This is a genomic window from Nocardia sp. NBC_00881 (genome assembly GCF_045207455.1).
Lineage (GTDB): Bacteria > Actinomycetota > Actinomycetes > Mycobacteriales > Mycobacteriaceae > Nocardia.
In genome coordinates this window covers 6606722-6619025 of record NZ_CP108798.1, presented here as the reverse complement: position 1 = coordinate 6619025, position 12304 = coordinate 6606722, and the positions used below count along the sequence as shown (strand labels likewise).

The window sequence follows — 12304 nt, the reverse complement described above, 5'->3', positions numbered from 1 at the left end:
ACCGATGGACATCGGCGAGCGCGCGCGGCCGGCAGCTGAGCAAGCCGTTCCAGACGACATCGATTCCGACCGAATCCGTTCCGCTCGCCGCGATTTGGATACATTCGGGCTACGCGCCATGATGCGCGCGCTGGACCCGGTGCTGCGCGACGGCGCGAAACACACCGCGGACGAGATCGCCACGCGGCTGGAATTCGCGCCGCGGCATCACTGGCTGTTGCGCGCATGGCTCCGGGAACTCAGCACGCACGGCTGCCTCGACTACGACCCGGACCGTGGGTACCGGACACGTCGCGCGGTACCGTCACCGGCTCGGTCCGACCTGTTCGAGGTGTGCGCCGACCTCGGCTACTCACGCGAGTTCGCGACCTTCCTGCGCAGCGCCGACGAACACCTGACCGAACTCGCCCAGGACCGGGTCCGCGTCCAGGAACTGCTGTTTCCCGACGGTGACATGTTCACCGCGGAAGCCGCCTACCGAGACAACGTCATCAGCCGCTACCTCAATCTCGCGGCCCGCGAAGTCGTCGCCGAAATCGTCGCGCGGCTGGAGAGTGACCGATCCCCAGTCCGCATTCTGGAGCTGGGGGCGGGTGTCGGTGGTACCACCAGCGATGTCGCGGCCGGTCTCGCCGGGCTGTCCGTCGACTACCATTTCACCGACTTGTCGACCTTCTTCCTCGCCGCGGCTCGCGAACGATTCGCCGAGCATCCGTGGATGCGTTACGGAATCGTGGACATGAATGCCGACCTCGATCAGCAGCCACGCTATGACGTCGTCCTCGCCGCGAATGTTCTGCACAATGCGCATCATGTCGGGAAGACTCTCCGTCAGCTGTACGACCTGCTCAATCCGGGCGGTGCGGTCGTCTTCATCGAGGCTTGCCGGGCGCACTGTCAGTTGCTGACCTCCATGCACTTCCTGATGTCGCCACGCCCCGGTCAAGCGCACCCGGGCTTGTCCGATGTCCGAGCTGGCACGGACCGGATTTTCCTGGAAGAGAGCGAATGGCTGGACCAACTCACCGCGGCCGGGCTCACGCCGATGCTCATGCTGCCCGATGCCGACCATCCGCTGTACTTGCTCGACCAGCGAATCTTCGCCGCGGTACGCGACGCAGCCGCTTGACGCCCACTCAGCACCAGGAGAGAACCATCGTGACCGACCGATCCGACCGGTATACGTTGCGACCTGCCGGCACCTGCATAGTTGTTCCGACCGGCCAAGCAGTGCTGCTGGCGGGACCACGCCGGGAAAAGTTGACAGGATTGTCAGCCTCGCAGCTGCATGCGCTGCGAATGTTGAACTCCGGAACGGTGACGACAGCCGATATCTCGACGGCAGGCGATTCCGCTGTCACCGCGCTGATCGACCAGCTCGTCATAGGCGGCTGGCTCTCGGTGACCGTGCGATGGGGTAGCGAAGACTTGTACACAATCCGCCCGTTCGCCACTCCCCGAGCGCGGCCGGACGCCGTCTCTGCTGCATCTGGAGAGCTGTCGAAGTTCACTGTGCTCCATCGAGAGCAGGGCGAGATGATGCTCGAGCACCCCCAGTCATGGTGCGACATCGTGCTGCATCACCCTGAAGCGCTCATTGTGGCATGTGGCTCGAGGTCGGGGACGAAGACAGACCTGCCCTCGGAGCTGGCGGCACGAATGATCACGGATCTGGCCTGGGCCGGCCATACGACAGCCGATCCAACCATCGAGCAGCGCGAGTTCGGGCCACGCAGCTGGAGCGCACCCGATCTGTGGTTCCACCGACGCAGCACGGCCGGTGACCGGGTGCTGACCGGGGAACATCTCGGCCCGACCAAGTGGGCGAAAGGTCAATTCCCGCAACCACCTGCCCGTAAGGCACAATGCTCGGCCGATCCGATTCCGCTGTTCGCGCCGGATCTCGAAGGGCTCCGTGCGACGGGACCAAGCGTCACCACGGTGATCGAGGACCGATACTCCTGCCGCGATTTCGACGACGCTCGCCCGATGAGCCGAGACGAACTCGGTGAGCTGCTCTACCGATCCGCCCGCACCCGCAGCAGCCGCACCGGTGACGGCGAGGAGCTCGTGTCTCGCCCCTACCCGTCCGGAGGAAGTCTGTACGAGCTCGAACTGTATCCAGTGGTGCGGCAGGTGGACGGGCTGGCGGCTGGTATGTACCACTATGACTCGTTCGATCATGCCTTACGCCGTGTGGTCGATGAAGACCATCCAGCCGTCCAACAGTTGCTCCGGATGACCTCGGCCACCTTGACCAATGCCCAGCTGCCCCAACTGATGCTCGTCATCGCGGCCCGGCCCGGTCGAATCATGTGGACATACGAGCACATTTCGTACTCGGTCATTCTCAAAGACGTTGGTGTGCTGACGCAAACCCTGTACCTCGTTGCGAACGCCATGGGTCTGGGTGCGGTCGCACACGGTTTTGTCGACACGGCCGCGTTCACCGAAGCTGTTCAGGTCGATGAACTCGAGGAATGCGGCGTGGGCTGCATGATCATCGGCTCGCCTGCAAAGACCTGATACATCAGCGCACCTGTCCGCCGCCCACCTCCGAGTTTCCACTGTTGCCTCAGCCCAGGTGTCACGTCGCCGGGCTGAGGCAATACTCAGTCGCGCACAGCAGCGGCCAGCGTGACGACGCTGCGCTGCCAGAGCGCTGCCAGTCGCTCTGCATCGCTCGCGACGAACAGGCGGTCACTCCAGCGCCAATTGGTGATCAGCTGCGGACCGTCTGCCGTAGGGCTGATACTGGCGATGATGTCGAGGGCATAGCGAAGCGGCAGATCGGGCTCGGGATCGAGTGGAAGCGCATCGAGCAAGCTACCGCCGGGCAAGGACCAGGCTCTGCCACCACGACCGGCCAGATCCATGCGGCCCAGGTAGTTGAACTCGACCTGTGGTTGCGGGGCCGCCACCAATTCCGGACTACGGTCGACGTATCGCAACAGTCCGTAGTCCAGTCCCTGATTGGGGATCGCCGCGAGGTGTTCGGCAACTGAACTCAGCAGTGCCGTGGCCGCGCCCGGATCCGATTCCGCCTGCCGTATGCCGACCGCCGCACCCACGCCGAGGCGTACCGGGAACACACTAGTGAACCAGCCGACAGTGTTTGTCGTATCGGTTCCGAGGGTCGCGTCGGCACGGCCGTGTCCCTCCAGGGCGATCAAGACACCGGAGTCTGCATCCTGCCCCTGCTCATTCCGCCAACTCGTCAGCGTCATCACCAGAGCAGCAAGAAGGAACTCCCGGACACCCTCCTCCTTGGTCGAGCTGGCAAGGATCCGCTCGGTGATGTCCACGGATGTCGGCGCTGACGTATTTCGCAAAGACGACCACGTGTCAATGGTCGGATCCGGAAACCGACGTCCGAGCACCGGATCCGGCCTGACCAGCTGGCGAGTCCAATAGTCGCGCTGTGCGAGTACTTCCGGCTCGACCGCACGTTGCCACATCAGATCTGACCACTGTCGGTACGAGGTGAACTCCGGCAGCACTTTGGGGGAAGCACCGGATTCGATCAGGGCCCATGCCTCGGCCAGGCCGGTCGAGAGGATATGCCAGGACACCACGTCCACAGCTAGGTGATGAATCGTCAGCAACAGAAGATCACCATCGGCACCCGCAATCCACACCGCACGAAGCATGTCCCCGGTGCTTGGATCGATCTCGTCGAAAGCCCTGCGCGCGGCAGCACCGATCGTCGCTTCGAATTCTTGCGACGTTTCGGACTCGACGCGGGTCAAGATATCCGCCGCACGAACACAACCTCGTTCACGGGTGATCAGTCGCGGACCGTCGGGGGTGTCGGATAGCCGAGATCTCAGCGTGTCATACCCATCGAGCAGCGCCTGCAGCACCGCCTCCAGTTCGGCGCGATGGATGCCAGCCGGCAGCTGCAGCAACCCCGTCTGAGTGAACCGACGGAAGTGACCGAACTCGAACATCCAGGACACTACGGGCAACGGAAGCACTTCGCCGTGCGCAACCATGTCGGTGTCAGATCCGGACACCGCCGTCGTTCCGACAGATGCCGCGAGTTCCCGGATCGTGGGTGCGGCCAGCACCGTCCGCGGGCTCAGCTGGATTCCCTGCCGCCGTGCCTTGGTGACGAGCGAGATCGCCACGATGCTGTCCATCCCGAGCGTGAAGAAATCCGCATCGATGTCGGGCGTCCACCCATCGAACAGCTCCGCGAAGATCTCGCACAAGACGTGCTCGGTCGCGGTGTTCGGTGCTGCCGGATGCTGCCTGTCATCGCGCGCACCCGCCAGAAGTACTCGCTCGGCGAGTGCGGTGAGTTCGCGGCCGTCCAGCTTGCCGTTCGCATTCACCGGCAACTGCGGCAGCACGCTGATGCGGGCCGGAATCATGTATGCGGGCAAACGCTCCGCGAGGGCAACGCGCAGCGATGCCGGGTCTAGATCCTGTCCCCGCTGGCACACCACGAAACCAGCCAGGCTGGCACTGCCCGCTCGGCGAACCACGACGACAGCGGAACTGTCCACACCGGGCACCCGCCGCAAGGCCGTTTCGACCTCTCCGATTTCGATACGGTACCCACGGATTTTCACCTGATCGTCTGCGCGGCCGAGATACGCCAGGCTGCCACCGGGCTGGTGACGCACCAGATCGCCGGTGCGGTACATGCGTCGCGCCGGTTGGAATGGATCGGCCACGAAGCGGCTCGCGGTCGCACCCGGTCTGGCGACGTAGCCCCGGGTCAGCTGCCCCCCAGAGAGGTACAGCTCTCCGACAGCACCTCTCGGCACCAGGCGCAACCTCGAATCCAGGACGTAACAGGACATTCCGGCAGTCGGACCACCGATGGTCGGGCTCTCGGAATCACTGGTCGAGGCGATGACGGCTTCGACTGTTGTCTCGGTCGGCCCGTAACAGTTGTACACAGCGGTATAGGGCAGTGCGCGCAGTTGCGCCCAGAGTGCCGGGTTGATGGCCTCGCCGCCCAACGCGAGAACCGCCAGCTCCCGATCGAGCAGCCCGGCCGCTGCCAGTTGCGTGAACATAGAGGGAGTCGTGTCGATCATGTCGACCTGGTACCGAGCCATCCCTTGCACGAGGAGATGTGCGTCACGCATCTCCTCGGCATCGAACAGATGGATCGTCTGCCCGGCAAGCAAACCCGCCATCGGCTGCCAAGACGCGTCGAAGCTCAAGGACCACGCGTGCGCAATCCGCAGCGGTCGACCGAGACGGGCCATGGCGGGTCGGTAGACACGGTGCTGGTGATCGGCACAGTAGCTGGTGAGCGCGGAGTTCGTGCCGACAACACCTTTGGGCTCACCGGTCGAACCGGAGGTGAAGATCACATACGCGGGCTGTTCGGGATGACGTCGCACCGGCCGGACAACCGCAGGTCGCTGCGAGATCCGTTCCGAAACCAGCGGGTCATCGAGAACAAGTAGCGGAATATCCTGCCCGTACAGCAGTTCACGGTTGTCGTTCACGGTGACGAGCAGGATCGGCCCTGCCTGTCGCAAGATCGACGCTATCCGCGCCTTCGGCAGCGAAACATCCACCGGCACATAAGCTCCCCCGGCACCCAACACTCCGAGTAGACAGGCGACGGCCTGAACCGATCGAGGTAACGCAAGTGCCACAACCGATTCCGGCCCGACACCGAGCTCGCTCAGTTCGACCGCCAAACGACTGGCCGCGGCGTGCAGCTCGCGGTAGGTGCATTGCCCTCCCGATCCGGTGGTCAGCGCCACCATATCCGGTGTCTCGTGAACCCGAAGTTCGAACAGTTCCCAGACCGAATCACTACTCGGACGTGCCTGCATGCCGGCGGGAACCGTGAACTCGGTTCGCTCAGCAGTCGTCAGAACGTCAAGCGCGTCGGGAGTGGCGTCGCCGCAGTCGGGCAGCTGACGCAGCACCGCGAGCAGACGCTCGCCGATCTCCGCGGCCGGGAAATACGGCATCGCCTCGGCGATGGACTCCACCAGAACGATCAGATCACCTTCGAGCAAATGCGACACCACAGTGAGCGGATAGTGGGTCAGGCTCTCCATTTCGAACGGGATGAACCTGACGCCCTCGCTGGTGACGACGGGTTCGATCGTATCGCCGATCGGCGCGTTCTCGAACACGAAAAGGGTGTCGAAAAGTGTCGCGTGCCCAGTCGCGCGCTGCACCGTCGATAGGCTGAGGTAGCCGACGTCGCGCATAACCGCGGCTTCACGCTGCAGCGCCACACACTGGTCGAGCACGCTCGCGGAACTATCCAGGCGATGGAAGACCGGCACCGTATTGATGAACAGACCGAGCATCCGCTCCACGCCGGAAAGCTGATCGGGTCGGCCGGAGATTATGGTGCCGAACACCACGTCACGACGGTCGCTGAGTCGCCCGAGCAGCACCCCCCAGGCAAACTGGACGGCGGTGTTCAGTGTCAGCCCATTCGTACGACACCACTGCTGTAACCTCGCGGTCTCGATCGCTGGCAGGGTGAGCCGTGTCTTATCCGGCACCGCTGTGCCGCGTGCGGCAGGCGTCCCTTCAGCGATCATCAGTGGACCGCTGAGGCCCCCGAGATAGTCGACCCACGCCCGGGTCGCCGCCGCGGTGTCCTGCGCAGCCAGCCAACCGATGTAGTCCCGATACGGTCGCGACTCGGCCAGGCCAACTGCCGATCCATCGGCTTGATAGACCGCAAACAGCTCACCGAAGAACACGGCGAGAGACCAGCCATCCATCAGGATGTGGTGTGCGGTGACGACCATACGCCGACGGCGCTCGGTCTCGGCCGTCGCGGAAGGCACGGTCAACAGCACGATGCGCAGTGCCGGGCCCTGACTGAGGTCGAAGGGGCGACACCGTTCCGACTCTGCAATTGCGTCGAACTCTTCGGGCGACGCATCGCGTTCGGACCACGGCAGGTCGACCCGTGTCGGCACAATCTGCACCGGCCTCGGCACGTCCTGATCCCAGAACGAAGCTCGCAGGTTGGGGTACCGGTCGAGCATCGCCTGTCCGCTGCGGCGCAGCAACGCCACGTCCAGCGGACCATCGATGTCGAAGACGAACTGCATCGCGTATGGATCGGTTCCGTCGCCTGCCAACTTCGCCAGGGAGAACAGGCCCTCTTGCAGGGGGCTGAGCGCGAGGACGTCCTCGATCTGCGGCGCTTCGTGCTGAGTACCCGCGCTCATGACCTGGCCTGCCAGGACGCGGTCAAAGCAGACAGAGCGTCGCTGTCCAGGCCGGAGACGCTCATCGGCGCATGACGCTGGTCGTCCGGCGAGCCATCCGACTCCGGCACCAGTTGATCCGATGCGGCGTCGACCGCGGCGGCCAATTCCGCGATGGTCACGTATTCGAACACCATCTGCGGCGTCAACGCCAGGCCGAGCTCGGCGGCACGGGCAGACCACTGGATGGATTGCACGCTGTCGCCACCGAGGGCGAAGAACCCGTCGTCGGGGGAGACCCCATCGATCTCCAGTAGCTCCTCGAGCAGCGAAATCAGTGTCCGTGCGGTCTCGGTCGCCGAACCCGAGGTGGCACGCGGGCTCTCGCTGTCGCCGGTCGATAGCGAAACCGGGAGGGCAAGCAGGCGCTGAAGTTGTGCCGCTGGGACCACCTCGAGCTCCGAAACGGTCCGTTCCGGGGCGGTGGCGAACGCATCGAGCGTCGCCATGAGCGCATCGACGATGAGGTGAGCCGTCTCCGGCTCGTAGAGATCGGTATTGACTCCGAGTCGCACATCCATGCTGCCGTCCGGCTGCACGTCCAGGCTCAGGTTCAGATCCCGGAACGCGATATCGAAGGTCACCGGCAACGGTGTGATCGTCGTACCGTTGTCGGTGAGTTCGACGGGCTCCGGCACCCAATCCGCGCCTCGAAAGTGGAACATCACCTGATACAGCGGATGCCAAGATCGCGACCGCACCGGGTTCAGCACCTCCACCAGACGCTCGATGGGAAGCTCTTGATGGTCGAACGCATCAAGCACGACGCTCCGGCCGCGGGTAACCAAGTCGCGTAAGGTCGGATTGCCGGAGAAATCGTTGCGCAGCACAACCATATTCGCGAACAAGCCGACCAGATTCCCGACGGCCTCGTCGATCCGGCAGGCAATCGGTGTGCCGATCGGAATGTCGTCACCGCCGCCGATCTTGTGCAGTACCGTCGCGGCCACGGTCTGATACAGCATGAATTCGCTGGCGCCACAGTGTTCCGCGAGTGCCTGGAGATCGCCGCGGCGGGCAGCCGACACTGTGCGGACCACGATTTCGGCTCGGTTGCCGAGCACCGCCGGGCGCGGATGATCGGATGCCACCGTGATCGCGTCCGGCAGTCCCGATACTGCGGTACGCCAGTATTCGACCAGCGCCCGGCCGTAAGCGCTCGCCGGCAATCCAGCCGGATCCGAGTCGAAGACGTCCCTCTGCCACAGCGCGTAATCGGGATACTGGATCGGCATGGGCGCCCATTGCGGTGCACTGCCGGTACCGATCCGTGCTCGATATGCCGTGACCAGGTCGGCCTGGAACACAGCGAGCGAGGAATGGTCCACGACGATGTGGTGCGCGACCACCGACAGCACATGCGTATCGGCGTCGAGCACCAGCAGCGTGGCGCGGATCAGCGGCTCGCTATCGAGCACGAAGCGATACCGAGCGGCTTCGGCCAGTTCCTCCGCCAACCGATCCGTGGCGATCTCGACAATCGCAACCGGTATCTCCATCGTGGGATGCACCAGCTGGTACGGGACTCCTGCCTCTTCCGGGAATGTGGTGCGCAGCGCCTCATGCCGAGCGACCACGTCACCGACGGCCGCGGTCAGTGCCGCGGTGTCGAGCGGACCGTCCAGACGCAACACGAAAGGCAGGGTGCCGGCGGCGCTCGCGCCCTCCATCCGATACTGGAACCACATCGGCAATTGTGCGTACGACAGCGGAATACGCTCGGGGCGAGACCGTCTGCTCAGCCCGGGCCGCGCGGCGCGTGCGGCCGGCTCGGCAGCGACAGCCTCCATCGCTTCCCCGAAGCCGTCCACACCCTCGTCCTGCTCCAGTGCGTCGAGATCGATGCCGAGTTCGTCACGGAACCAAGTGACCAGCCGCGCGGCGAGCCCCGCAGGCGTCGGGGCGTCGAAGACGGCACGTACTTCTAGTTCCACACCGAACTCGGCGCGGATCAGGGCAACCAGTCGAGCGGCCAGCAGCGAGTGACCGCCGAGTTCGAAGAACGAGTCGTCGGCGCCCACTTCATCGATGGTGAACAGTCGCGCGAAGATCGCGCACATCCGCTGTTCAGTAGCCGTCGCCGGCTCCCGGCGGCGGCGGTCCACCACCCGTGTCGGAGCTGGCAATGCTCGCTTGTCGAGCTTGCCGTTGGTGGTCAATGGAATCTGGTCGATCACGGCGAAAGCGCTGGGCACCATGTAGTCCGGCAGACCTCCTGCGGCGTGCGCACGCACCTGATCGAGATCTACTGCGGCATCACCCTTGTCACCTCTGGCGGGGACCACGTATGCGGCCAGCATCGGCCCGGCCACTGGGTCGTCGACGAGAACCACAACACAGTGCCCGACCTGTGGGTGTGTCGTGATCGAGGCTTCCACCTCGCCGAGTTCGATCCGGAAACCGCGCACCTTGACCTGCTCGTCAGCTCGGCCGACGAAAACGAGTTCCCCGAGGACGTTGCGACGAGCGAGGTCACCTGTCCGGTACATTCGCCCGCCTGGAATGTGTGGATCCGCAACGAAACGCTCCGCTGTGCGGTCGGACCGTCCCATATAGCCGCGAGCCAGTTGCGCACCACCTAGATAGATCTCGCCCACGACACCGTTCGGGACTATCTGCAGGGCCTCATCGAGCACATAGGCGTGGACGTTTTGGTTCGGGATACCAATGGGCACGATGCCGGTGCCCTGCGGTCCGACTACCGTCAAGTGTGTCGAACACACCACGGCCTCTGTGGGGCCGTAATGGTTCCGCAGCTCCGCGTCGAAAATCTTCGCGAACCTGTCGGCAACCTCACCCAGCAACGCCTCACCACCCACTGGTACCCGACGCAGCGCACGCCATTCGGCCACCTCCGGCAGCAACAGGAATGTGCTGAGCATCGAGGGCACCATGTGCAGCACGGTCACCCCGTGCCGAGTGATCAGATCGGCGACGTATCGAATATCTCCGAAGGCGTCCGGCTTAGGGACGACCAGACAGGCACCCGACGCAAGCGTGACGAATATATCCAACAACGATGCGTCGAAGCTCACTGAGGACGACTGCAGAACTCGCTCCGCCGCGGTCATTCCCCATTCCGCGCCGAAAGTCGAGACATGTTCGGCGATTGCAGCGTGCGAGACCGACACGCCCTTGGGTTTGCCGGTCGACCCGGAGGTATAGATGACGTACGCGAGATGACCGGGCCGTAGCGGCCGGATACGGTCGGCGTCGGTGGGATCGGACTCCGACAGCCGGGCGGCGGCCGTTTCGGCGGTGGCCAACTCCGCGTGGCCGAGAATCAGCTTGGGGCGGGCGTCCTCGACGAGGTACGCGATGCGGTCGGCCGGATAAGCGGAGTCGATCGGCAGGTATGCGGCCCCCGCCTTGAGCACGCCCAAGACTGCGACGATGAACTCGACCGAGGTCCGCAACGTCAACCCGACAATATCGTCGGCACCGACATTTGCACTGATCAGCCAGTGCGCCAGCCGATTCGCACGTCGGTTCAATTCCCCATAGGTCAGCTCTAGGGTGTCCGATAGCAGTGCGCACGCGTGCGGTGCTGCCGCAACTCGCTCTTCCAGCATGGCGACCAGCGTGTTGGGGGACATGTCGACTAATCCACCATGCGACATGTCGAGAATCGCCGCGCGATCGGAATCACCGAGCAGATCGAGTTCCCTGATACGGCGGTCGGGTTGGGCCAGCGCGCTCTCCAACAGCTGCACGAAGTGCGCGAGCAAACGCTCCACCAGCGGCCCGGCCAGCTCGTCGATTCGGTACTCGGCCTCAACACGTGCACCGGAGGCATCGCGCACAACCGCAAGCGCTAATGAGACCTGCGCCATTGAAGCGCCGAGATCCAATTGCTCCGCGACAATGTCGGGGAGTGCGAGGGCTTCCCCGGTCTTCCGCACGCTGAAACCGAGACGCACCAACCTCTCCATGCCGTCGTGGCCCATGATCCGATCCGGATTCACTTCCCGCACAACCCGATCGATCCCGACCCGCTGGTGGGCGAAGGCACCCAGGCAAACGTCCCTGGTCGACTCCACGAACGTGGCGAACGTATCGTCGGACCGCACTGTCTCACGGATCAGCAGTGTGTTGCCGAAATAGCCGACGAGGGACTTCGCCGCGTCGGTACGCCGGTCGATCACCGGAACCGACACCAGGAAATCCGAGGTCGCGGTATAGCGATGAACCACAGCACCGAACGCCGCGAGTAGCACCATGAACGGCGTCGCAGCATGCTCTCGCGCGAAAGTGTCGATGCGGTCGAGCAGATTTTTCGGCAGCAGGCGGGCACACCGATCGGCCTGTTTCGACGGTGAAACGGCCGCAGACCCAGGTAACTCGAGCGGTTCCGGGATCGGACGCAACGCGGTGCGCCAGTAGTCGACCTCGGCGTCACCAGGGTCCGCCGGCCTTTCGACCACCTCGACATCGACGAACTGCATCGCGGGATCAGGGATGGTGTGATCGCCGATGTAGGCCGCGCTCAGTTCAGCGAAGAAGACCTCCCAGGATTCGTCGTCCCAGCAGATATGGTGAATCACGAGTACCAGCACGAACTCGTCGATCCCGGTTCGCATCAGAGTGATTCGCAGCGGCAGTTCCGACGCCAAGTCGAAGGGGCGACCGAACTCCCGGCGGGCCAGCACCTCTACTCGCCGATTGCGGCTCTGCTCCGTTAGATCAGACAAATCGTGAGACTGCCACGGCACCGCGAGGTCGTCGTTGAAGACCTGGTACGGCTCGCCTTCAGCGTCCACCCCATAGGTCGTTCGCAGAATGGTGTGACGGGCGACGACGGCCCCGACAGCCGCGCGCAGCCGCGATTCGTCGAGTGCTCCGGTCAGCCTATAGGCCACGCAGATATTGAGGGCGGTATTTTCTGGGTCGCGCATCTGCACGAACCACATCCGCCGTTGCCCAGCGGACAGCGGCATCCGATCGCCAGCATGGACGCGTGCCGTGGGAGCGGATTTCGTGGTGGTCAAGCCACTTTCGAGCATCCTCTGACTCAGCAGCGCCTTGCGTCGATCGAGCGCAGTCACGCCGACCTTGGAGATATCCATATGCGACATATGATCTGGCCC

General features: G+C 64.0%; 4 protein-coding genes. 2 read left to right on the top strand and 2 right to left on the bottom strand.

Translation table 11 applies throughout. The features are described from left to right. Positions 1-4 precede the first annotated feature (4 nt). Positions 5-1129, top strand: a complete 1125-nt coding sequence (locus OH799_RS28470) for a class I SAM-dependent methyltransferase (RefSeq protein ID WP_406282697.1) — start codon at positions 5-7, stop codon at positions 1127-1129. Between the two features lie 29 nt (positions 1130-1158). After that, positions 1159-2526, top strand: a complete 1368-nt coding sequence (locus OH799_RS28465) for a SagB family peptide dehydrogenase (protein WP_406270237.1) — start codon at positions 1159-1161, stop codon at positions 2524-2526. An 86-nt stretch (positions 2527-2612) separates the two neighbouring features. Here OH799_RS28465 and OH799_RS28460 read toward each other — a convergent pair whose 3' ends face one another. Together OH799_RS28460 and OH799_RS28455 are read right to left on the bottom strand one after the other, a co-directional pair. Next, on the bottom strand, positions 2613-7178 hold the full coding sequence (locus tag OH799_RS28460; RefSeq protein WP_406270234.1) for an amino acid adenylation domain-containing protein: 4566 nt from the start codon (positions 7176-7178) through the stop codon (positions 2613-2615). Continuing rightward, complete coding sequence (locus OH799_RS28455; RefSeq protein ID WP_406270231.1) at positions 7175-12283, bottom strand: amino acid adenylation domain-containing protein; 5109 nt, start codon at positions 12281-12283, stop codon at positions 7175-7177. The genes OH799_RS28460 and OH799_RS28455 overlap by 4 nt, the downstream gene beginning before the upstream one ends. Between the last annotated feature and the right edge of the window lie 21 nt (positions 12284-12304).

Coding starts and splice junctions, on each gene's coding strand:
- OH799_RS28470 (WP_406282697.1), top strand. CDS start 5: ATGGACATCGGCGAGCGCGCGCGGCCGGCAGCTGAGCAAGCCGTTCCA.
- OH799_RS28460 (WP_406270234.1), bottom strand. CDS start 7,178: ATGAGCGCGGGTACTCAGCACGAAGCGCCGCAGATCGAGGACGTCCTC.
- OH799_RS28455 (WP_406270231.1), bottom strand. CDS start 12,283: ATGGATATCTCCAAGGTCGGCGTGACTGCGCTCGATCGACGCAAGGCG.